The organism is Falsiruegeria sp. JB4-1 (assembly GCF_055693495.1).
The window spans coordinates 236,919-259,889 of sequence record NZ_JBVFTZ010000002.1; the positions used below are offsets into that span (position 1 = coordinate 236,919).

15 protein-coding genes and 2 pseudogenes are annotated in these 22,971 nt (G+C 54.3%); 9 read left to right on the forward strand and 8 right to left on the reverse strand.

Annotated features, from left to right (window positions below; genetic code table 11):
* The first annotated feature begins 11 nt into the window (after positions 1-11).
* A pseudogene (locus ACZ1HE_RS23100) lies at positions 12-2,346 on the forward strand (Tex family protein).
* 20 nt (positions 2,347-2,366) lie between these two features.
* On the opposite strand, the gene ACZ1HE_RS23105 reads toward ACZ1HE_RS23100, so the two are convergent.
* Positions 2,367-3,455: a hypothetical protein gene (locus ACZ1HE_RS23105; RefSeq protein ID WP_472624996.1), complete on the reverse strand. Its 1,089-nt coding sequence runs from the start codon at positions 3,453-3,455 to the stop codon at positions 2,367-2,369.
* 716 nt (positions 3,456-4,171) lie between these two features.
* On the opposite strand from ACZ1HE_RS23105, the gene ACZ1HE_RS23110 reads away from it, so the two are divergent.
* A complete protein-coding gene (locus ACZ1HE_RS23110; protein WP_472624998.1) occupies positions 4,172-5,290 on the forward strand; it encodes a phosphatase PAP2 family protein in 1,119 nt (372 codons plus the stop codon).
* Between the two features lie 116 nt (positions 5,291-5,406).
* Here ACZ1HE_RS23110 and ACZ1HE_RS23115 read toward each other — a convergent pair whose 3' ends face one another.
* Positions 5,407-7,722 (reverse strand): S8/S53 family peptidase, encoded by a 2,316-nt coding sequence (locus tag ACZ1HE_RS23115; protein ID WP_472625000.1) that lies wholly within the window; start codon positions 7,720-7,722, stop codon positions 5,407-5,409.
* Between the two features lie 78 nt (positions 7,723-7,800).
* Positions 7,801-9,066: pseudogene (locus ACZ1HE_RS23120) on the reverse strand (replication initiation protein).
* A 560-nt stretch (positions 9,067-9,626) separates the two neighbouring features.
* Between ACZ1HE_RS23120 and ACZ1HE_RS23125 the strand changes: the two are divergent.
* A complete protein-coding gene (locus tag ACZ1HE_RS23125; RefSeq protein ID WP_472625002.1) occupies positions 9,627-11,006 on the forward strand; it encodes an AAA family ATPase in 1,380 nt (459 codons plus the stop codon).
* On the forward strand, positions 11,006-11,665 hold the full coding sequence (locus tag ACZ1HE_RS23130) for a ParB/RepB/Spo0J family partition protein (RefSeq protein ID WP_472625004.1): 660 nt from the start codon (positions 11,006-11,008) through the stop codon (positions 11,663-11,665). The genes ACZ1HE_RS23125 and ACZ1HE_RS23130 overlap by 1 nt, the downstream gene beginning before the upstream one ends.
* Before the next feature lie 765 nt (positions 11,666-12,430).
* Here ACZ1HE_RS23130 and ACZ1HE_RS23135 read toward each other — a convergent pair.
* The 3 genes from ACZ1HE_RS23135 to ACZ1HE_RS23145 all read right to left on the reverse strand — a co-directional run bounded on the left by ACZ1HE_RS23135 (position 12,431) and on the right by ACZ1HE_RS23145 (position 15,158).
* Positions 12,431-13,633 carry a flavin monoamine oxidase family protein gene (locus tag ACZ1HE_RS23135; protein WP_472625006.1) on the reverse strand — a complete coding sequence of 401 codons (1,203 nt, stop codon included), beginning with the start codon at positions 13,631-13,633 and terminating at the stop codon, positions 12,431-12,433.
* A 74-nt stretch (positions 13,634-13,707) separates the two neighbouring features.
* Positions 13,708-13,902, reverse strand: coding sequence for a hypothetical protein (locus ACZ1HE_RS23140; RefSeq protein ID WP_472625008.1), 195 nt, complete (start codon positions 13,900-13,902; stop codon positions 13,708-13,710).
* A gap of 50 nt (positions 13,903-13,952) precedes the next feature.
* A complete protein-coding gene (locus ACZ1HE_RS23145) occupies positions 13,953-15,158 on the reverse strand; it encodes an aromatic ring-hydroxylating oxygenase subunit alpha (protein WP_472625010.1) in 1,206 nt (401 codons plus the stop codon).
* Positions 15,159-15,617: 459 nt separating this feature from the next.
* Between ACZ1HE_RS23145 and ACZ1HE_RS23150 the strand changes: the two genes are divergently transcribed.
* The 5 genes from ACZ1HE_RS23150 (at position 15,618) to ACZ1HE_RS23170 (ending at position 20,383) form a co-directional block, all read left to right on the forward strand.
* Positions 15,618-16,727, forward strand: coding sequence for an extracellular solute-binding protein (locus ACZ1HE_RS23150; RefSeq protein ID WP_472625012.1), 1,110 nt, complete (start codon positions 15,618-15,620; stop codon positions 16,725-16,727).
* An 87-nt stretch (positions 16,728-16,814) separates the two neighbouring features.
* Positions 16,815-17,957: an ABC transporter ATP-binding protein gene (locus tag ACZ1HE_RS23155; RefSeq protein ID WP_472625014.1), complete on the forward strand. Its 1,143-nt coding sequence runs from the start codon at positions 16,815-16,817 to the stop codon at positions 17,955-17,957.
* On the forward strand, positions 17,954-18,907 hold the full coding sequence (locus tag ACZ1HE_RS23160; protein WP_472625016.1) for an ABC transporter permease subunit: 954 nt from the start codon (positions 17,954-17,956) through the stop codon (positions 18,905-18,907). The genes ACZ1HE_RS23155 and ACZ1HE_RS23160 overlap by 4 nt, the downstream gene beginning before the upstream one ends.
* Positions 18,908-19,750, forward strand: coding sequence for an ABC transporter permease subunit (locus ACZ1HE_RS23165; protein WP_472625018.1), 843 nt, complete (start codon positions 18,908-18,910; stop codon positions 19,748-19,750).
* A gap of 69 nt (positions 19,751-19,819) precedes the next feature.
* Positions 19,820-20,383 carry a TetR/AcrR family transcriptional regulator gene (locus ACZ1HE_RS23170; RefSeq protein WP_472625020.1) on the forward strand — a complete coding sequence of 188 codons (564 nt, stop codon included), beginning with the start codon at positions 19,820-19,822 and terminating at the stop codon, positions 20,381-20,383.
* Positions 20,384-20,396: 13 nt separating this feature from the next.
* Here ACZ1HE_RS23170 and ACZ1HE_RS23175 read toward each other — a convergent pair whose 3' ends face one another.
* Positions 20,397-22,694, reverse strand: a complete 2,298-nt coding sequence (locus ACZ1HE_RS23175) for a GcvT family protein (RefSeq protein WP_472625022.1) — start codon at positions 22,692-22,694, stop codon at positions 20,397-20,399.
* Positions 22,636-22,857 (reverse strand): FAD-dependent oxidoreductase, encoded by a 222-nt coding sequence (locus ACZ1HE_RS23180; protein WP_472625024.1) that lies wholly within the window; start codon positions 22,855-22,857, stop codon positions 22,636-22,638. The genes ACZ1HE_RS23175 and ACZ1HE_RS23180 overlap by 59 nt, the downstream gene beginning before the upstream one ends.
* Between the last annotated feature and the right edge of the window lie 114 nt (positions 22,858-22,971).

The following is a 22,971-nucleotide window of genomic DNA, read 5'->3' on the forward strand; positions in this document are numbered from 1 at the left end:
GGGAGACAAACTTGGACACCGGACAGCGTATCGCCCAGACTATCGCAACAGAAATCAGCGCTCGCCCAGATCAAGTGCGCGCAGCCGTCACTTTGCTGGACGAAGGGGCCACCGTCCCTTTCATTGCGCGCTACCGTAAGGAAGTAACTGGGGGTTTGGACGACACCCAACTGAGACAATTGTCTGAACGTCTGACGTATCTGCGCGAGCTTGGTGCTCGTCGTGACACCATCCTGACGTCGATCAAGGATCAGGGAAAGCTGACAGACGAGTTGGCCAAGGCTGTCGCCCTTGCCAAGCACAAAAGCCGAGCTTGAGGACATCTACCTTCCGTACAAGCCCAAACGCCGGACCAAGGCCATGATAGCCCGCGAGAATGGGTTGGAACCTATGGTCGACGCGATCCTGTCAGATCGCGCCTCCAACCCTGAGGTTATTGCAGAGCAATTCATTTCAGAAGCCGTGCCCACGCCAAAAGACGCATTGAATGGCGGACGGGATATTCTGGCGGAAAGGTTGACGGAAAACGCAACCTTGTTGGGGGAACTGCGCGCGTACATGCGGACAAACGCCTATCTGACGTCCACTCTTGTCGCCGGACAAGAGGCAGCTGGAGCCAAATTCTCGGACTATTTCGACCATCGGGAAAAGTGGGCTGATGTGCCGTCCCACCGTGCTTTAGCGATGTTGCGGGCTTCGAAAGAGGGTGTTGTTACACTGGACATCTCGCCAGATCCGGAAGTTGGATCAGATCGACTTGAATCCATGGTGGCGGCAAAACTTCAGACCCGTGGCGATGGCGCCGCAGACAAATGGTTGCGCAAGGTTGCGGGATGGACTTGGCGTGTGAAACTCAGCCTGACAATGATGGTCGATCTGATGGCGGATTTGCGCGCACGTGCGCAAGACGACGCAATTGCGGTCTTTGCCCGAAACCTCAAGGATCTGCTTTTTGCCGCACCTGCAGGTTCACGACCAACCCTTGGATTGGATCCAGGCATTCGAACTGGCGTCAAAGCAGCGGTTGTCGATGCAACTGGCAAGCTGGTTGCAACAGAAACACTGTACCCATTCCAGCCCAAGAACGATTTGCGGGGCTCCGAAGCCACAATTCTGAAATTGGTCACGACCTTTGGGATTGAGCTGATCGCGATTGGCAACGGTACTGCAAGCCGCGAGACCGAACGTTTGGTGGCAGATACTCTGAAACTCTTGCCCAAAGGCGTGAAACCCCCAACCAAAGTAGTCGTTTCGGAAGCTGGGGCCTCGGTGTATTCAGCATCTGAACTAGCAGCGCGAGAGTTCCCGGACCTTGACGTTTCATTGCGCGGAGCAGTGTCGATTGCGCGCCGATTGCAGGATCCGTTGGCCGAGTTGGTCAAAATTGAACCCAAATCAATCGGCGTTGGCCAATACCAACATGATGTCGATCAGCACAGGCTGTCAAAATCACTCGAAGCCGTGATCGAGGATGTGGTGAACGCGGTCGGTGTCGATCTCAATACGGCCTCTGCCCCTTTGCTTGCACATGTCTCGGGCCTTGGTCCGGGCCTTGCAGAGGCAATCGTCACACACCGTGATGCGAACGGCGCATTTGAAACACGCCAAGATTTGTTGACCGTTGCGCGTCTAGGGCCACGCGCCTTTGAGCAGTCTGCCGGATTTTTGCGGATTCGTGATGGGAGCGAACCACTGGATGCCTCATCAGTCCACCCCGAAGCCTATGGTGTTGCAAGGGAAATCATCAAGTCTTGCGGCCGGGACATTCGCGACATCATGGGTAATGAAGGGAGCCTGAGTTCCCTTCGCGCCGAGCGTTTCGTCGAGGATAGTTTCGGTCTTCCGACCGTACGGGATATTTTCGAAGAACTTGAAAAACCGGGACGTGACCCCCGCCCCAGTTTTGTGACCGCATCCTTCGCGGATGGGATCGAAGATATCAAAGACCTCAAGCCCGGTATGTCCCTGGAGGGAACAGTCACGAATGTAGCCGCATTTGGCGCGTTTGTGGACATCGGCGTGCATCAGGATGGATTGGTTCATGTCAGCCAATTGGCCGACCGTTTCGTCAAGGACCCTCATGAGGTGGTAAAGGCCGGTCAGGTGGTCAAGGTGCGTGTTGTTGAGGTTGATGTCAGCCGAAAACGCATCGGATTGAGCATGCGCAAGGATGGCGGTGCGTCAGCCCGAGAGGATCGGAGTAACGGAGGGAACGCACCGCGCGGCAATACAGCCGTCAAGGCGAACCGCCAGAAAAACAGCCGCCTCTCGGCATCTCAAAAAACAGGGAGCGCAGACACTGGCGCTTTAGGAGCCGCCTTGATGGACGCGTTCAAAAAGAACTAAGTTTGGCTTAGGTTCCGGCCTCAATTTAATTCGCGAAGTTGGGCATTGGACACAATGCCCGCCGAGCGAAGTGTTGCCGAGGGATATGCTCCGTCTTCGGTTAGCTGTTCGGCCAAGAACCCCGGCTCGAACTGACGAATTTGACCAACAGCATCCAAAGCAGCCTCGACGTTTCCTGCGCGCAGGTTCAAGGCGACAAGATACCTGAGCGGTGGACGGAAGTCGGGTGACATGACCCGGGCCGAATTTGCGAGTGACGCAGCAGCATCGAAATTGCCGGTTGCCGTAGCCGTCAAGCAAGCCCCCGTGTCCCACCAGAACTTAAAGGGTGATGCACTCCCGATGGTTCGCGCGCGCATCATGTAGGTATGGGCTTCGTTGACCTGGCCCAGGTACAGGTTCGACGTACACAATGCGAGCCACGCAAAAGGATTGGCATTATTCAGGGCCGACGCGCGGCGGGATAACTCGAACCCCTCCCCTACCTCACCTGTAACAACGAGTTTGGCATAAGCCACAATGGAAACGACCAACGAGTTCATCGGTTCTAATTCGAGTGCCTTGGCACACAGTAACTTGAGCTCGTCTAGAGTTGTCTGAGGACAATATTGATGCCGCTCCAAAAGTCGCGTGACCCGCAGGAACACACGCCAAGCCAAGAAAGTGCCGCGCGGGCTGACGTCGAACGCACGACGCAACATTTCGTCTGCCTCGGCCTGCTCATCCTGACGCATGGAGAATATCTTTTGAACTGCGAGGCTGGCCAAAACACCCGGATCGTTTTCAAGTTCCGTCCGCAACGTACGTGCTTCAGCCGAAAGTTGTTCTCCGATGATACCGACGGCCTCGCTTGCCATTTGCAATACGCGGTCGTCATTGATTGGCGGTGCACCATGTGCTGGCAGGACCCGGCGACCGGACCAAATCTGTTTGTTTGCGGGTCCCGACGTGCAAGTTGAGTGTAGAATGACCTGACCATTGTGGAAAACAGTGTGTGCTTTCAACGTGATACGATCACCGCCGCCTCGTTCATTCGCCGGAGATTCGGTCCCCACGCAAAGCTGCTCCCCAAGATTGGAAGCGACGTTGGCAACAAAAACCTCAGACATCAGGCGCTCCATTTCAGAGCCTGTTTCTTGAGGCAGGGTTACAACATATCTTTGACGAGGTTCTGGGAGGACAAGGTGTTCTTGTGAAATCGGACGAGCTAAGCAAACCGGAACTCTGCAAACGTTCGAGCCTCAACCACTCGTCGAACTCAGGGTCACGAACATCAATTCCCTCGAGAAACTCGCAGTCATGGTCTCGCGTAACTTCAATCATTTCGGCCAACAACGAAGCGGTACGGCGATCAGATTGAAAGATTTCGGAATGCTCACCCAATGAGCGCCTAATTTCTGTCAGAGCTTGTCTTAGGCTGGCAGCCCCCTGTTCGCGAGCACGATCGCTCCACAGTTTGTCTTGCAACCAAATCCGTGCACGGGTGTGTTGTGGGTGCGCGGCCAGCATTGCCAGCAGCCCTTGCGCCTTCGCGCTGCGAGGCGTCAGATCCGAGCCATCAAGGCTCTCTACGCGAAACTGTCCGCAAAGTTTAATCCTGACTTTTGCGTTCAATCTACTCTCGGTCACTTTCTACCAACTTTCAGCCCAAGCAAAATTCCCGCCACAGGCGCCTTGAACTTACCCAAATGTTTACGATTTTTGCAACGAAAACGCGCAAATACGTGAAAAAACCGTCAAATTTCAGTTCACGTTTATGAAATTCTTGACCTACCCTCATCTAGCACAAACGGTTTGTCGACAATTTGACTGGGAGGATTTTGAAATGGGTGCAGCAGGTTATTCAGGCTATTCAGGTTATTCCGGATACTCAGGTTACTCGGGGTATTCTGGTTATTCCGGATACTCAGGCAGCGGATCATTAGGAAATCACGCCGGGGGGCCATCCAATTCCTTGATGAACGCTGCGCTGGTGTCAACGCGAGACGGGATCGGCGGATATTGGAATACTCAGGTGACTGACCCGATACCGGATCTGGGAAAACCCGACGACAAAGACATTTTCTATCTGCGTCTACCCTTGCGGGCCAGAATGCTGGATCACGCACTGGCAAGCAGCGCCCAGGTACGTGCCTTGACGGACAACGGGGAAACCAGCGGTGCTGGTGTTTCGTTTGTCCCTCAGTGGGACGGCTCTAACGACATTCAACCCGCTGCCCTTGTTGACGTCCACCGGCAAACACTGGATGCGGATCAAATGCGCGGCCAGCTCGAACTTGTCCGAAGTTATGCAGATCTACGGATTGATCGTGTCGCTGAAATTCAGATTCAACAAGACGACATTCTGTCGTTCTATGGTGCTATTTCCTTGTTGGACGAACAGCGTCGGCTGCGTAGTCTCGAGCTTTTGGGGGCCGTTGTCCGGTTCCTTATTTTCGTGGAAATGCAGGTCAAGCATCTGTGCCGCTTCGCTCGCCCCGTCGATCTTGATACGCGGGTTCAACCCATGATCCAGACGCCGGACCACAGCAGTTTCCCCAGTGGCCACGCGACCGAGGCGTTTGCCGTTGCAACCGTGATGCATCGGTTGATGACCGGCGAAGGACCACGCGCTGGCGTCAAAGCTGGGGCGCAAGTTTTCCGATTGGCGACCCGCATTGCCGTAAATCGAACCATCGCAGGCGTGCATTTCCCAATGGACAGCGCAGCAGGAGCCTTGATGGGATGCGCCATGGGAGAACACGTTTTTGCCTTTGCAATGGGTCAAGGCCAACGCACCAAGGTCAGCTTTGAAACACTGGCCGATTACTCCGAAGACTTCAGTCTGGATTGGTTGGAACAGGCACTTGGCGATCCCACGGATGACTATTCTGCTCCAACTTCGCCAGACGAATCTACCATTATCGGAAATTTCTGGAAACAGGCTCACGCTGAGTGGCCGTGATGCCTGTATTGTCCGAGTCCCCAACTCGGACAAAAGCGAGGGCCTGTAGTGATTCCCAACAGGCCCTCGCTCATTTCTTGGGGAAGCAAAATTAGTTAACTCGTTAAAAACAATTCTTAATTTGAGAACTCACGCCTTGGTTTCCGACCCGCTTCCGGCTTGTGGGGCAAAGTCACAACCCCCAATCTTGCATCAGGAGGCGTTGATGGTGTTTGGCTTCCACGCAAATCGCTCATAGCTTGCGCTTTGCTGTGCTCGGAAAATTCATCACCCGGATGGCTGCCACTAGCAATGGAGTTAACAACTTGCCGAGTTACCTGTGGTGCCGCGGCACTGGTGCCACGGAACCTACTCGTTGATCCCGAATAGGTCCCCGAAGTCATAACCCCACCGTGCGCGCGCGTTTCTTCGGTTACAGCTGATAAATCTGGCGTCTCGCGTCCGGGTGTTGGTCCCGATGCTGAATATAGTGCCGCATCGGACCGGTTGTCCCGGTCGTAAGCTCCACCAACAACGTAGACATCCGAAGCCTCTCCGTTGGCATAAGCAGAAATCGTCCCCAAACGGGTAACCGGACCAACAGTCCACAATGGCATATCACGTACTTGGGTCTCGGGGTCGACGCCATCAACACCGGGGTGATCAAGATAGGATTGACGAGCATAACGTGGGAACGAGCGTGGCGTATCATCGCGTTGGATCGTGAACGAAGCGTGCAACGGCGCCCCTACATCATTGGTCAATACCAGATCATAGGCGCCAACTGGAACAGCCTGTCCACGATTCTCGTGGTTCAGAGTAGGAGCAAACGCCAAAACTACACGTGTTTTGGATGTGTCATCGAACCGACGCACATAAGCCCGCGCAATCAAGATGTCCCCCCTGCCCGTGATGGTACGGACATGATCCACTGTATACGACGGTAAGACATCGACACCATCGTCTGTCGTGTACTTGCTCCGAGTCAGGTGCAAAGCAACTGTCTCACCACCTGGCCCTGTGATTTCTAACGTCGCCCGATTCAACTGTTCCAACCAAATTTCGATGAACGATGTCGATTGATCTTCGGGTTGGATTTGCCAGCATACGTTTTCGGACTCACCTCGGGGCAGTTTCATCAGCGCCTGGCATCGCTCTCGAAAGCCGTTGCCACTGGGAAGTACAACCGCAGTAGCCACACCTTCGGCATTGCGTTGACGCGCCAAACGCCCAATTTCAAACTCGAGAAAACCGGTTCCATCCTTGGCCCCCGCGAACACTTCGTAGCTAATGTTGACCACCAAGGCGATGCGGCGAGTGTCCCCGTTTGAGTCTTTCCAATTGTCAGCCCAACGAAGCAATCGGATCAGCCCAGCCAGAACAAACAGCTCCAGCCGCCCTCCCCAAGTTTCGGCGCTGGCCAGCTGAGGCAGTTGCACGAACATGACGGGACGTGAATCATCTGCCTGTTCGATCGGGCACCCAGCAGCAAGGTCTGCTACTTGAGTTCCGTGACTCGAGTTGAAGCCAAGCGGGCGCGCAAAATTGGGGTCAACCAGATTGCCGACCGCAAGGGTACGCTTGCCGTTGCTGGAATGCAGCCGTCTGTAAAACTCAATCTCATCTACAGCGCCGTCATAGACCAGATCATTCATCTCAGCGCTCAGGTCGGCACCGTTTAAGCTCCTCCCAAACTCTAACGATGATCCCGATCGGGTCACATTCCATGACTGCTGCCAATAATGCTTAAACCGGGTTTCAAAGGGCGCATTGGCGTCGCCAGTCTCTCGAAGAAACCTCTCGTTTGCGACGGCAACGACATCATCCACGATGCCTGTTGCCACCTTGTCCCCCAGCGGACGATCAAATACGTAGTGGTGCCTGACTTCCGGCGGCATTGCCCCGGACGTAGAATTCCGAGCAAACCGCTTTGCTCCGCGAAAGACTTGGTCCAGGGTATCCAATGACGTCGACGCGACCCCATCTGCGATCGGAAAACCAACACCAATGTGAAGTGTTTCGCAGTTCGGCACAGGATCATATGCGCGGCCTTCGGGGCGATAAAGAAAAAACCGCGTAAACCTCTCGACGTTTTCGCCAGTGAGCTCTCCGACAATGATGTTAACGACAACTGGCAGGAAATCCGCATCATGCTGGAGGGTCTTCCCAAGGTCGACCTGGGTCATGAACTTTACCAGCGCCTTTAGAGACGTGCTGAAGTCGCCATGCGGCCCACGGGTCAATTCAAGGTAAACAGGTTTCCAGATCTTTGCGCCTTCCGAAAAGTTTGGATTTCGGGTTGCTTGTTCCCAATCTTCATAGGGTTCAACCTGGCCTGCAGACTTGTTCCCAGAAACCACCGACTTCGGATTTTTCCAGCGTACATTCATCTCAACACCTCCCGCATGCTGAATAAATTCGCCAAATCCTTGGGCCAAGTACAGAGACGTCACGCAAATTCACGATTTTTTTGCGATAGCGTTAATACTTCAAAGGTACCCGTTTGCGGTACAGGCCGACCGCATGTGGTACTACTCGATATCTTCGAAAACTCCGGGCTCCAGATTCTCCCAGAACGCAAATATTGCCTTTGCATTGAGAGCGGATTGCCAACCGTGGTTTCGAAACTCCATACGTTCCAAATCATCACCCAATGACGCCAGGAACAATCGCTTGTCCGCATCTCTTTGGGTTGGGTTTCGTCGCGAAACCAATTCAGCCACAACCGAGAACTTGCGCGCCCGTTTTGCCCGCTCAGCCAAACGTTCGTCCAGTTTCTCCTCGGCTTCTCGTTCTTTGGCCTTACGCTCTTCGGCCAATAAAATCGCTTCTGGGCTGGGTGGCGTGCGCTTTGCTTCTTTTGCACCAAAATTCTCTTTTAGTGCAGCTTTCAAATAGCTAAGCAGTAGATTTCACATCAGGTTGCCGCCCTACGTAGTCCAGCTTTTCCTCAACATACTGCTCCCCGTGTTCAGTGATCCATTGCCGGGCCAGACGATCAGAAACACCTTGCTGCACCAGCCTGCGGTAGACATCCAAGTTGCGAATGCCATCGTCATCATCAATCTGAAACATGGCGAGTTGTGGGTTTTCCTGGATGAGAAACCGGATATCCGACACCGCCCTGCCCTTCTTCTTGAATTCAGGTGTGATGACGATATCCGAATTTCGGTTTACCTCGGTCACCGCTGGTTTGATGATTTTGGCGTTCAAGTGTTTGAAGCTCTCGTAGTAACTCGATCCGTCGACACCCATCAATTTTCGAAAAACTTCTAACGACCACCACCCGGTCGAACCGGTGCGGACAAATCGGTAGCAGTTTTCATACAAGGCCAAGCCGTGACCGGAGGAGAAGTTGCGCTGTATGTGAACATTGATTAGCGCGTAAATCTTGGGGTCGTGCAGTTTTTGCGCCAAGGCCGGAGAATAGGAATACTCGCAAACTCCATTCTTTAGCTTGGCGAATGACAGAAGCGACGAAACCCCCACTCTTGGCGCCCCTCTTCGTCAAGCATATCCCACTCGGCAACCGTCTCGGCCAAAGCACGCAAACTGGCCCTCAGGGTATCCAGATCATTGGAATTGTAACCCACCATGGCCGACAGGGTGCGTGCGTCAATAGAATGGCTGGGAGCACTGGTTAAGGCGTCATACGCATTCAAAAGCAGAACGTTGGACAGCTTTCTCTGCAACAGGGTCAACTTGCCGCTGATATGTATCGCGGCCACATTCTTTTTGACTGTTTCTCGGCGCAATGCGCCGGTCAGCCGGTCCATGTCTATTTCTGTGTGTGTCATGTTCTATCTGCTCAAACAAATGAGTTGCACAAAAGGTACCTCAAATCAAGCGTGCATAGGTTCATTTAGTCGATCCCGTAACCGGGTACCTCACAGCCACGGTTCCCGTTTTTCCAGAGATCTACTATAGTTTTTGTCTATATGCCGCGCTCAAGCAGAGATCCCAAACATCCATTTTGAGTCCTTTTTAGGGCCTATTAGGGCAAAAACCGTCTTCCCGAGAATCGGTACCATTAAACATGCAAGTGGGTACTCATCCTCCCGTGTCTGGGTACCACTGGTCACGTAAACAGGTACCTTTCTTCCCGTGTACAGGTCCCCATGTAAAGATAAGTGTTTGGGTTCAAATAATTTTTAAGTTCCAAAGTACTTAAAGTACTTAAACAAAATAAACAGTTTGTTGTGCTGTTTGATTGATATTCATTTGAGTTTCGTCACGAAACCGCAGTCTTATCATCAAAACCGGCCGAAAGACGCAGTTCATAGTAGTCTAAGAAACGGATGTTCGCTATCATCGCAGATATACGCAAAATAAGCGAACATTCTACGAGGCACCAAAATTGAGCAAACCACCGACACAAGCGGTCCCGCCATATCTAAATCTCAATCCTCAGGCCGCAGCCGCGCGGTTGTCTGATCCTATAGACACAACCCGATTCGCAAAAGCGGCGGCCTTCTGCGCCAAAGGGCGCGAAGACTTGGCTCAACGAGGGTACGCGCCGGACGGAAAAAAGAGGCTTAGAAAATTCTCAACATGGGAACTGACGAAATACCTTATCCCGGTTGCCCCTGCTCATCTGCGCAGAGTTCTAAAGGCTAATCCCGAATTGCCTCAGGGCGAAGGTGACGGAGGATCGAAATGGTTCACACTTGAGGAAGTTTTACTTCTTCGAAAGCATTTCGCTAGCGAGGGCCTTAGCACCAAGGAATACTTACCCTACCGCCCTAAAGAAGCGAAGGCCAAGGTCGTCTCAGTTGCCAATTTTAAGGGCGGCGTAGGAAAGACAAGTACCGCGGCGCATTTGGCTATGTCAGCAGCATTGGACGGCTATCGGGTTCTGGTGATCGACCTGGACAGCCAAGGTTCCATGACGTCCATATTGGGCGGCACAGTGCCTGACGAATGGTCTACAGTTTTCCCGCTTATCGCTAAGGACTTCGGAAAGGCGGTAACCGCGGAAAACGATGTTAGGCGTGCAGGCGGACAACCTGAGATTCCCCTCGATGAAACCCTTCAAGAAGCACTGGCGGTTTCGTCGCGAAACGTCATTCAAAAAACGCATTGGCCGAACATTGACCTGATCGGCGCGCAATTGAACCTCTATTGGGCTGAGTTTCAGATACCTGTTTGGCGCATGGCGCTGCGATCCTGGCCCTTGTGGGATGGATTGACCAATTTTCTGGAAGACGAAGGGATTCTGGATGAATACGATATCGTATTCCTAGATACCCCGCCTGCCCTAGGTTACCTCACGATCAACGCTCTGGCAGCTGCTGATATCTTGCTTGTTCCTTTGGGGGCATCGTTCCTTGAGTTTGATTCCACGGGTCGATTTTTCGACATGCTTTACACCACATTTGCATCGATTGAAGATGGTGAAAATGCATCCAGGCGCGCGGCTGACTTGCCTGAAATAAAGTTCGAATGGGACGTAGTTCGGGCGATTGTTACTCGGTTTGACGCCTCCCAGCAAACGGACATGGCAAACGTAATTCAAGCGTACTTCGGCGATTTCATGAATGCCTATCGGCAAGATTACACAGCCCTAGTTGGTCAAGCAGGAGAGCAGGTCAACGGTATCTACGAGGCCGACTACCGCGAATTCAATCGAGAGACATATGTTCGAGGTCGAGAGACATTCGACCGAACCTATGCCGAATTCAAAGAGTTGCTAATCGGGTCATGGTGGAGAGACGTCAACATGGGAGGTGAAAGCTAATGGCGAAACGTAGACGGTTAACTGCTCCGGATGCCGAAACCTTGCGTGAACTAGATGAAGGTTTCGCCGCGAAACCCGTAGACGCACTCTCGATGACGCCTCCCATAGCTCAAGTTGCGGGCGAGGCTGCTGCGCTTGCGGCAACAACCTCCGTGGCTGACCGGGCGGAAAAAGCACGCGATGCATCGGACGCAAAACAATTCCGCGAAGCAAGGGCTGCCGGTTTTGTGGCCCAACCAATTGAGACATCGACGATTGACGCTGACTTTATTCGGCGCGACCGCCTGGACGAAGATCCAGAAGCGATGGGCGAGTTGATAGTTTCGATACGCAAATCTGGGCTGCGCAGCCCAATTGAGGTTTCCAAAACTGTTGATGGCTTCGGATTGATCTCGGGATATCGCCGTCTCAGAGCCTTTCAACATCTTGCCACAGAAGACCCGTCATTCTCGTTGATTCCAGCATATGTACGTGATGCCGATGCAGGTGCGAATGCGTACGTTTCGATGGTCGAAGAAAACGAAGTCCGCGCAAATTTGACACCATACGAGCGGGGAAGGATTTCGGTTCTCGCAGCGGGGCAGGGGTTTTCCCAAGCGTCTCTGATGCAGTGGATGCGCTGTTCTCGTCTGTATCCAAAGCAAAGCGGTCTAAGGTAAGAAGCTTTGCACTGGTACATGAATGTTTGGGCGATCTCCTCCGATTTCCAGCATCATTGAGTGAAAAAGCGGGTCTACAACTGGCAAGTGCTTTGCGTGATGGGGCGCAATCCGACCTTAGAATTGCACTGAATGGGTCTGATTGTTCCTCTGCGAGTGAGGAATGGGCAACTTTGCAGGGTGCTCTGGCGTCTAGAAGTAAGGGAAAAAAGGACCCCCGTAAGGGTGGGCGACCGACAATCAATAGGCGTTTGGAATCTGTCCATGTCGAAGGGGGAGCTGAACTTCGGGGAGAATTATCTGCCAACGGTTTTCGAATTGAACTCTTTGGGCGGCAAGTCAGCCAAACGACAGGTGAGATTATTCTGAAAGAAATCCGGCGAATTCTCGAAGACTGAATTATGAATGAACTTCGGGTTGGGTATAGTGTCTCTGCAGTCATACCTGTTACTCAGGTGGCGATCAAAAAGCTGTAAAAATGATCGTAAGGCGGAGTGAGCCTTTGAAAGACGCTGGAATCACAGTTGGTGGCAAATTCCAATGGTCAAAAGTCTGCAACAGAACCAAAACGGCGAACGCCGCAACTGGACCAGGAACATGTTCGCGCGCAGCAACCCAATTTGATCGATGTCCAAAGGTCGTTCTTTCAGCAACCGCTCTCGTGGCACCGGTCTTTTTACTGGTTGTGGACCCTGATCCTCGGGATTTGGAAGTGTCCTGCAAGCACATTACTTGCAGCGCGTATGCCCTCAAGATGTGCGCCGCTTACGGAGCATTGCTGGCTATCGTGGGATGCTTCGCCTGCAAAATGCACCCGCTCGGTATGGGGGCGGCGCAACACTGTTCGCGCCGAGTAGCCCCCGGATTGGCGCCCGCATACGAGCCGCGCACGTATGGTTCTTTGCGCCAAGCCGTTGCGTGACCCTTGATGAAGTTCTGTTTGACGGATGTGCCGAAGAAGCCGGACAGTGTTTCAAGAGCGTGTTCTATTGCGCTGTCTGGGCCCAGTTCTTGCAGTTCTCGTGAGAAACTGCCCGAGCTTTCAAAGCTGGTCAGGCCAGTGCCCGAGACGTTGCACAAAAAGCCACCTCCGTGCGCGATGCCACGGCTGTCGGGTTCAAGGTGGTAGGTCAGCCATGTGTCCGAGGGCACGGGCAGAGTGCCGGGTTGAAAAAGAAGGCCCGCGTGGTTGTAGTCGCCCATTGTGATCAATTCGAATGCAGATCGCCGTTCGGCATCGAGCGGGGGATCAAAGCGGATCACATCCTCGGCCAGAACACCAACTGAGGCAGATACGATCACCGCCTGAGCAGAGGTTTTGCCTTGGGTGGTTGTGACCTGAATGCTGTTTGTTCTGGCTTCGATATCCGTCACGGGAGTGGAGAGCTTTACTGGCAATCCAACGGCAGTACGCGCGATCAGATGACCGAACCCCTCGCGGCAGAACCAATCATCCCCGCCTTCCCACGCCTCCATGTCACGCAAAGACGTGTTGGGCAGATCCCGCGCAAGCGACAGCGCAAAGGTCATTGCTGCTGTGAAGGACCATGGGCTTTTGTCGACAAGGATGTCTGCCAGAGATCGGTCCGTGGGAGTGCCGGACTGGTCCTCGGTTTCGCGATCCAGCTGAACCGCTTTTGTGACGGCTGCTTGGATTTCATCCACTTCGTCCCAAAGAACGGCGTCATCGGCTAGCCCGTATGTCATGCCATTGTCAGGGGCAGGGTACAGATCAAGGCCGAGGATCAATCCGGGCGCCTTGAGGGCATTGGCGTGTTCGGCGTGCAGCCAATGCGCGCCCGTGTCAAAGGGGACGCCAAAGATGCTGGTGTCTGTATGTGTGCGGCCACCAACGCGGTCCGAGGCTTCGATGCAGATGACCGAAAGCCCTGCGGACACAAGCGTTTGCGTGGCTGCCAGACCTGCAGCACCTGCGCCGACGACGATAACGTCATAGTCCGTGGTCATCCGATGGCTCTCCGGTGTTCGTGATTGTGGTGGCTTTGTTGGCTGCAGTTTTTTGCGGGTCGATTGGTGGTATGTCAGGTGAAACCAAGTGCAAACTCTGAGACATCAATGCCTTCATACTTGGCAAGGTCGATTGGATCTTCGGCGTCGAACTTGCTGCACCTGCGATAGATCTCCAGCAGGTCGGCCGACATCATGTTGGCCTGATAAAAGAACATTGCAGCAGCATAGCGCGTTGACCCGGACCCGGGTTTGCCGACTTTCGTCAACAGGAGTTTTCTTTGGTGTTCCTGTTCCGAACTTTGCATCGAGGTCTTGGTCACTGATCAGGCGCATCCGCCATAGAGGCGTTCAGCGCGGCCAACCCATCTTCGTCCGGTGCGGTTTCGATGTTGTAGATCGGTAGGATCCGCCGCAGGTGATCGTGATGAGAGCGCACTCCGTATTCCAGATCAGACAGGTAGAACCCCTCGAAAGCCTCGGACTGCATGGATTCGTTTGACCAGATTGTCAGCTGAATGTCCTCTTCCACGGTTTCCCGGTCAATGCGCGCGGCAAGGTATCGCGCGGCTCTTTGTTGGCGATCTTCTACGGGATTGCGATACGTCGCGCTGCGTAGGATCGACTTGTTCGTTGAAACCGGAAACTCCTGGTAAAACAATGATGTCTCTGGCGTCACGGCGATCACGGCGTTTGGGAAAATCCCATAATACATCCAGGTTTTGTGCAGATGCTCGGGCAAATGCGGTTGGGGCTTTGTGAATTTCTTGTAGTTGCGAACAGCCCATCTGCGTCCCTTGGTCGGGGTAAAACGCCCATCCGAGCGCGAGACGCCGTCAACATAGGGTTCATCGGCGTAGGTAGAGCCATAGAGGTCCTGGAGCGCGGGGTGCGCCAGTGGAACATGGTACCCTTCGTTGTCCACGTCTCGGACCGATTTCCAATTCACAGGCGTTTCTTCGGTCCAAATGCCGTCCGTTGGGACGTGTTCGGCCATCCTGTAGGCGGCAAGCTCTTGCTCCATAGGGGCCATAAGCTCTGCGACTGAGGGTTGAGGCCCGGGTTTGAAACGCACAAAGACGAAGCCGTGCCAGACCTCCATTTCAAGGGACTTCAGGCCAAATTCGTGTTTGTCCAGTTGCGGGAAAGATTCGGGTCGTGCGGCGCCACGAAGGGTGCCATCAAGGTTGTAGACCCACCCATGAAACGGACAGACCAACGCGTTGGTGCATTTTCCTTGTTCCTTGGCGACAAGACGCGACCCGCGATGGCGACAAATGTTGAGGTATGCGCGCACTTCGGATGTGTTGTCTCGAAGAATGATCGCACGCTCGCCGCACATGTCGAAGCACAGAAAGCTGCCAACCTCGGGGACGTCTGAGACATGACATGCGATTTGCCAATGCGTCTTGAACAACTCGCTCTGCTCCAGGTCCAAAAGGGCCGGGCTGTGATAACACCAGCCAGGCAATCCGCGTCGGTCCCAATCTGCGGGGATTTCGATGTTTCGTGTATGATCACGCATTTGCAGAGTCCGTTTTGGTTTGGCTTTCGGTCCGTTTGATTTGAAGGGGCGGGTGATATCGGCCCTGTGCGCCAAGAACCATTTGGCGAGGCCAGCTGCCCTTCAGTTGGGTCTAGGTGTCTCTCAATTTTGCTGCTCAGTCAACCGTCACTGACTGAACGGCTATTCAGAAAAAACGCTTCTTGCAATTCGTCGGTCAGCAATTGAAAGGCTGAAAATCAGGCGATACTTCCGAATTACTCTGCAAAAACTAACTGTATTTGCCAGAAAAGCCGATTTGATCGCACCTTTTGTTGACACGCGCAAATCCATGCGACTACCGTTCTGAATGGTCAGTCAGATAGTTTTGAGGCGCGCGAAGCTCGGCAGAAGAACCACTCGTAAGGGGCACTCGGGTTGTTCAGCCATCAAAACATGAGGACGTACCGCAGTCATCGCTCAGGGAGAGGAAGCGAAGCCATGAATTCAATCAGAAAAGCCATCGGGATTTCCGTACTGGCCGTATCGTCCACGGCGATCTCGGGTGCCGCAGTTGCACAAGAGCGCGTGTTGAAGGTTACGAATTGGGGGGAATACATCGCGGAAGACACAATCGCGAACTTTGAAAAGGAATACGGCATCAAGGTCATCTACGACCCTTATGATTCTGCCGAAGCGATTGATGCAAAGCTGCTTGCAGGCAACAGCGGGTATGACGTTGTGAGCCACGCCGACAGTGACACGGCACGTCTCATCAAGGCGGGAATCGTTGCGCCGCTGGACGTGTCCAAACTGGACAACCTTGCGAATATTGATCCCGCGATCATGGGACAATTGGCGAGCGAGTGGGATCCCGGCAACAAGCATTTCATCCCCTATATGTGGGGGACGCACGGTGTCACCTATAACGAGGCGTTGGTGAAAGAAACCTACCCGGATGCTCCGATCGGCTCGATGGACATGGTGTTTGATCCCGCGCACATGAAGGAGCTGGCGAAATGTGGGGTCTCTTTCCTGGATTCTCCAGGTGATATCATTCCAATGGCTTTGGCGCATATGGGACTGGATCCGAATTCCACCAACAAGGAAGACTATGCCAAGGTCGGCGCGATGCTGGCCGAGGTGCGCCCGTACGTTAAAACCTTTGACAATTACGCCTACCAACGGATGCCGCAGAAAGAGTTCTGCGTATCCACTACATGGGGACCGGATGGTCTGCTGGCCATGTCTGGGGCAGCCGAGGCTGAGACAGGGGTGGTTCTGGATTTCTTCCTGCCAGAAGGCGAGCGCCGCGCGCAGCTTTGGATCGATGGTTGGTTGATCCCGGCGGATGCGGCCAACAAAGAGGATGCGCATCTGTTCCTGAACTACATGATGCGCCCCGAAGTGGCGGCCAACGACAGCAACTTTACCTGGTATGCAACGGCCAATCTGACGGCCAAGCCAATGGTTGACGAAGCGGTCACGTCCAGCCCTGCGGCGTTCCCAACGTCGGATCAGGTGGCCAAGATGTACACCACCGCAGTTCTGCCACCAAAGGTCGAGCGTTTGCAGACTCGGACCTGGACGGATTTCAAAGCCGGAAACTAACTCACTCACGGCAACGCTGGCAGCAGCGCCCAAATTCAGGGCGCTGCTGCCGACCCGACCATTTTCAGGCAGACTGCGAGGCTCACATTGACCGTTTCTTCACCTTCCGGTGCAGCGCCCTGGCTTGACCAGAATGAACAACAGCCTCTGGTTCAAATCAAAGGCGTCACCAAGAAGTACGGCGAGGTTACAGCCGTCGACAATGTCGATCTGGACATTTATCCGGGCGAACTGTTCTGCCTATTGGGGGGATCGGGCTGCGGCAAATCCACCTTGTTGCGGATGCTGGCCGGGTTCGAGGACCTGAACGCAGGTTCGATCACCATCGACGGTATCGATATGGCGAATGTTCCCGCCTATGAGCGACCGACCAACATGATGTTCCAAAGCTATGCGTTGTTTCCGCATATGACCGTGGAAAAGAACGTGGCCTTTGGTCTGGAGCAGGACCAGGTTCCCAAGTTCGACATCGCAGACCGGGTGCATGACATTCTTAAACTTGTGGAGCTGGAAGATTTCAAAAAGCGAAAGCCCAAGCAATTGTCAGGTGGGCAGCGTCAGCGCGTCGCCTTGGCGCGGGCTTTGGTCAAGCGCCCCAAGTTGTTGCTGTTGGACGAGCCTTTGGCCGCCTTGGACAAGAAGCTACGCAAGCAGACGCAGTTCGAGCTGGCCAATATTCAAGAGAAAGTGGGTGTCACTTTCATCGTTGTGACCCACGACCAAGAAGAGGCGATGACCCTGTCGTCACGCATGGCGGTCATGGATGCAGGGCGGTTTCAGCAGATCGGGACACCAACCGAAATTTATGAATTCCCCGAATCTCGCTTTGTTGCGGATTTCATCGGGTCCGCCAACATATTCGAAGGGCGCGTGACCGAAGACGGCGCCGACCACGTGCGGGTGCAAACCGAGTTTTGCGAGGTCTACATAGATCACGGTCATTCCGTGAAGGTCGGCAGCAAGATCTGGGTTGCTTTACGGCCCGAGAAAATCCGCATCACCAAATCTGAAGAGGCGGTGACAGGTCCCAATCAAGTCTCAGCCGTGATTGATGATATCGGGTATCTGGGGGAGACGTCGATTTACAAGGTCGCCCTTCCCAACGGGGACATTTTCGATGTGACACGACCCAATCAAACGCGTCCCACACATGCCACGCAGCAGATCACCTGGGAGGACAAGGTGAACATCAGCTGGGATTCGTCCAGCGCCATGTTGCTGAACAAATGACGGATGTTTCCCACAAACCCTCGTCGGCCAGTCAGGTATCATTTGTGTCCCTGATGATGCGACGCATCCAAAGCCACTGGCGCCAGATCATCACCATCATCCCGTTCTTTTGGCTGCTGTTCTTCTTTCTGGCTCCGTTCTTTATCGCGGCCAAGATCAGTTTGGCGGAGCTTGCCATTGCCAGCCCTCCGTTCACAAAACTGGTTGAATGGACGGACAGCGGGATCGTCACGATCCGGCTGGTTTTTGATAACTTCGTCTACATCTGGGAAGACAGCCTTTACTTTGACACCTACGTCAACTCACTCAAGATCTCGGTAACGTCGACCATACTGTGCCTCTTGTTTGGTTACCCGATTGCTTATGCGATTGTCCGTTCTGGGCCGGTGGCGAAACCGCTTTTGCTGTTTGCGATCATCTTGCCGTTCTGGACCTCATTTTTGCTGCGTGTCTATTCGTGGATGGGGCTGCTGGCCGACCAGGGGACCATCAATAACCTGTTGATCGCGCTTGGAATAATCGATGAACCGATCCGGATGCTCTATACCGAATTCGCGGTCTATATCGGGATTGTCTATACCTACATGCCGTTCATGATCCTGCCGCTTTATGCGACCATGGAAAAGCTGGACAACAGCTTGAACGAAGCCGCAGCAGACCTTGGGTCGCGGCCCACAAACACGTTCTTCAAGATTACGCTGCCGCTGACGATGCCGGGGATCATTGCTGGCTCTCTGCTGGTCTTCATTCCGGCGACGGGAGAGTACGTCATTCCCGATCTGTTGGGCGGTGGCAACGTGCAGATGATCGGGCGCGTGCTGTTCAACGAGTTTTCCAGAAACAGCGATTGGCCTGTGGCCGCGGCTGTTGCCATCGTCCTGCTGTGCATTCTGGTCCTGCCCATCATGGTGTTTCAGTACTTCCAAGGCAAAGCGTCGGAGGAGCAGTAGATGTACGGAAAACGCTCACGCTTTTTGACGATCATGCTGACCCTGGGATTGGCGTTCTTCTATGTTCCGATGGTCCTGCTGGTGATCTATTCGTTCAACCACTCCAAGTTGGTGCCGGTGTGGGGCGGTTGGTCCCTGCGGTGGTATTACGAGCTCTTTCAGTCGCCTGAGGTCTGGCAGGCTGTGTCCCTGAGCCTGCAGATTGCGGTGGTCAACGCGACCTTTGCAACGGCCCTTGGGACATTGGCCGGACTTGCGATGGTGCGGTTTGGCAGGTTCAAAGGGCGGACCCTGTTTGGTGGAATGCTGGTGGCACCCCTGGTGATGCCCGAGGTGATCACCGGGCTTTCACTGCTCGTTTTCTTCATCTCGCTCAATCAACTGATCGGCTGGCCTGCGGAGCGCGGGTTTGCCACGATCACCATTGCGCATATTACCTTTTCCATGGCCTATGTGGCCGTCACCATTCAGGCGCGACTGACCGGTATGGGGCAAACGTTGGAAGAGGCGGCTGCTGACCTTGGGGCGAAGCCGTTCAAGGTTCTGACGGCAATCACCATCCCTCAGCTGACGCCAGCGTTGATTTCGGGTTGGCTTCTTGCCTTCACATTGTCGTTGGATGACCTGGTGATTGCCAGTTTCGTGACCGGCCCCGGCGCAAACACCTTGCCAATTCTGATCTTTTCACGCATTCGACTAGGCCTCAGGCCGGACATCAACGCGCTTGCGACCATCATGATCCTGGTGATCGCCATCTGTGTCGCAATCGCTGCCATCGTGATGTTCCGGCAGCAAAGAGCGGATATGTTGGATCGGCAGATGGCCGAGCGAGAGGAGGGGTAAAGTGGAGGCCAAAGAGCTTCAGAAAAACGTCGAACTGAGCCCCCCGAAGTCCGCCGCTTGCAGCTGATCATGGCTGCGATTGATTCAATCGCGAAACGCGGGTTTTCGGACACGACGCTTAAACATGTGACCGAGGCTGCCAACCTTTCGCACGGTGTGGTCAACTATCACTTTGCCAGCAAAGAGGCGCTTTATGATGCGGCCTTGGGGTTCCTTGCGCAGGAGCACTATGAAAACTGGTTGAAATACTATGACGAGGCTGAGCCATCACCGGCGCATCGTCTGGTGGCGATCGTCAACGCGGACTTTGACAAAAGCATCTGCACGCACAAGCGGCTGGCCGTTTGGTTCGCATTCTGGGGACAGGCCAAGTATCGTCCGAACTACCTGAAGATTCACAACAAATACGACAACGAACGGTATGACCGTATCCTGCAATTGTGCGGTGATCTGATTGCCGAGGGCGGTTATGACGACCTTGATGCAGACAAGACGGCCCGCGCGGTCGAGGCAATGTCGGACGGGGCCTGGCTGAGTTTGGTGCTGTACCCCAAAGTGGCGGATCGGCGGGAATTCAGAGATGTCTGCCAGCTTTCACTTTCGCGGTTCTTTCCCAAGCACTTCCCGCTGTAAGAGCTGCACCAGATCAGCATTTGATCTTTTTCATGTCGGGATCATAAAGCGGTTTGAGAGAGGCAATCGCCTCGAACTTCTCATCCGCGATCTCGATCTGCCAATGTCCGGCGGCGGCGACGTCCGCCGTCAGTGGCGCATTGGTTTCTGCAAACCCGATGCCGACAGCGCCGCCTAAAGAGTGTCCGTATCCGCCGACCTGAACATAGCCGACTTCCTGACCGTTGAGATAAATCATCTCGTTGCCGTACAGCAGCGGCTCGGGGTCTTTCAGCAGGAATTGCAGCATCCGGGTGTTCGGCACACCTCTGGCCTTGATCTGTGCCAAGGCATCCCGACCAATGAAGCCGCCCGGCTTGTCCAGCTTGACGGCAAATCCTAGTCCTGCCTCGATCGGGTTGTCGGTGTTGTCCACGTCGATCCCAAAATCACGATAAGCCTTTTCAAGGCGCAGCGAGTTCAGGGTTTGCATCCCGGCATTGCGGACGCCCAAGTCGCGGCCAGCCTCCATGATCAGATCATAGGTTTGAACCGCTTGGGTGGCCGGGACATGAAGCTCCCACCCCAATTCACCGATGAAGGTCACGCGATAGGCCATAACAACGGCATAGCCGACATCGATCTCGCGTGCGGTCATGAATGGGAACCCATTATCCGATAGATCCGCACCTGAAATCCTGCTCAGCAGCTCTCGGGACTTTGGGCCGTGCACGTTGATCTGGCAACGCCCTGCAGTGACGTCCGTGATCACCACGTTTTCGCCGTCATGGATATGACGTCGCATACGCATTTCCGTGTGGCCAGCAGAGTTCTCTCCGACAACCACCCAGAACTTGTGATCCGACAGTCGGGTCACGGTCAAATCGGCCTCGAAGCCGCCGTGTTCATTGACCCACGCCGTATAGACCACGCGGCCCGGATCGACATCGATCTCGTTGCAAGACAGGCGAGAGAGGAGGGCGCAGGCATCCGGCCCTTCGACGCTGAAACAGGCCATGGAGGTCATGTCCATCACGATCACATCTTCTCGGGCGGCGCGATGCTCCTCTACATGCCAATCAAACCAGTTTTGACGATACCAACTGTATGTCTCGATCTTGGCCTGGTCGGGCGTTGGTGCGAACCAATCCGGCTGTTCCCAGGCGTTTCCTTCGGTGAAAAAGGCCCCGGCGTCTTTAAGTCGGTCATAGAGAACGGACCGTTTCACGTTGCGGGCCGTTTTGAAGCTTTCATTGTGAAAGTGTTGACCGAAGAGTTTGCCCAACAACTCGGGCGTCCGGTCCCGTCTGAAGGCTGGCGTCGCCATCTCGCGCGAGAACCGGTTCACGTTGATCCCCGTGACATCAATCGGGGGCACGCCGTCGACCATCCAATGCGCCAGCACCATACCTGTGCCAGCGCCATTCAGGATGCCCAATGAGTTCATGCCGCAGGCCACCCACAAGTTGCGTAGTTCCGATGTAGGACCGACCAGAGGGGCCAGATCGGGTGTAAAGCTTTCAGGCCCGCAGAACAGTTTCTTGACCCCGTAATTCATGGTGTCAGGCACGCGAGAGTAAGCCTTTTCAAGATCAGGACCGACGCGTTCCCAATCTGGTTCTATCTCGCCAAATTGCCATTCGTCCGGGATGCCATTCAATTTCCAAGCGGCGGCGCCCGGTTCGAACAGGCCTAGCATCAAACCGCCAACTTCCTCGCGGTAATAGGTATACGTTGAGGGGTCTTCCAGAACGGGCAGATCGCGGGGCAGGCCCGGAATGCTCTCGGTAATGAGGTAATAGTGTTCTGCCGCTTGAAGGGGCAGGTTCACGCCGTGTTTCGCACCCAACTGGCGCGACCACATTCCACCACAGATCACGACATTCTCGGCGGTGATGGTCTGCCCGTTTGCAGTGCGCACACCCGTCGCCGTTCCATTCTTTGCCAGGATCTCGTCGACCCGCACACCTTCAAAAATCCGCGCACCCCGATTTCGGGCACCCTTGGCCAGGGACATGGTGACATCGACCGGGTTGGCGCGCCCGTCTTCTGGGATCAGAAAGGCCCCGACGACATCTGATAAGTCACCGATGGGGAACATTTCCTGTGCTTCGGTGACTGAGATTTCGTGGTTGTTGATCCCGAACCTGCGCATAAAGGCTGCGATACGGCGCATTTCGTGAAGGCGTTCTTGGTTGGTGGCGATCTGCAAATAGCCGACATCGCGAAATCCAGTTGGTATCCCGGTTTCTTGCTCAAGGTTCGCGTAAAGGTCACGGCCGTGCGTGTAGATCGCGCATTCCGACTCTGATTTCAGAAGGCTTAGCCACAATCAGCCCGGCTGCGTGCCACGTCGTTCCCGAGGTCAATTGACCCTGTTCCAGAACGATCACATCAGTATGACCGAGCTTGGTCAGGTGGTAGGCCGTGTTTGTCCCAATTGAGCCACCTCCGATGATGACGGTTTGAGCATGTGTTGGAAGCATGTCAGCCATTTTGATCGGGTTCCCTTTCGTGGTTGTTTCTCGATACCAATCAAGCTTGTGAAAGTCTACTGATTGAATGACCATTCAGAATGAGGTAATCAGTAAGTGTGCAGTGGAAGCCTT

Coding starts and splice junctions, on each gene's coding strand:
- ACZ1HE_RS23110 (WP_472624998.1), top strand. CDS start 4,172: ATGGGTGCAGCAGGTTATTCAGGCTATTCAGGTTATTCCGGATACTCA.
- ACZ1HE_RS23145 (WP_472625010.1), bottom strand. CDS start 15,158: ATGCGTGATCATACACGAAACATCGAAATCCCCGCAGATTGGGACCGA.
- ACZ1HE_RS23130 (WP_472625004.1), top strand. CDS start 11,006: ATGGCGAAACGTAGACGGTTAACTGCTCCGGATGCCGAAACCTTGCGT.
- ACZ1HE_RS23180 (WP_472625024.1), bottom strand. CDS start 22,857: ATGGCTGACATGCTTCCAACACATGCTCAAACCGTCATCATCGGAGGT.
- ACZ1HE_RS23135 (WP_472625006.1), bottom strand. CDS start 13,633: ATGACCACGGACTATGACGTTATCGTCGTCGGCGCAGGTGCTGCAGGT.
- ACZ1HE_RS23165 (WP_472625018.1), top strand. CDS start 18,908: ATGTACGGAAAACGCTCACGCTTTTTGACGATCATGCTGACCCTGGGA.
- ACZ1HE_RS23170 (WP_472625020.1), top strand. CDS start 19,820: ATGGCTGCGATTGATTCAATCGCGAAACGCGGGTTTTCGGACACGACG.
- ACZ1HE_RS23160 (WP_472625016.1), top strand. CDS start 17,954: ATGACGGATGTTTCCCACAAACCCTCGTCGGCCAGTCAGGTATCATTT.
- ACZ1HE_RS23150 (WP_472625012.1), top strand. CDS start 15,618: ATGAATTCAATCAGAAAAGCCATCGGGATTTCCGTACTGGCCGTATCG.
- ACZ1HE_RS23105 (WP_472624996.1), bottom strand. CDS start 3,455: ATGTCTGAGGTTTTTGTTGCCAACGTCGCTTCCAATCTTGGGGAGCAG.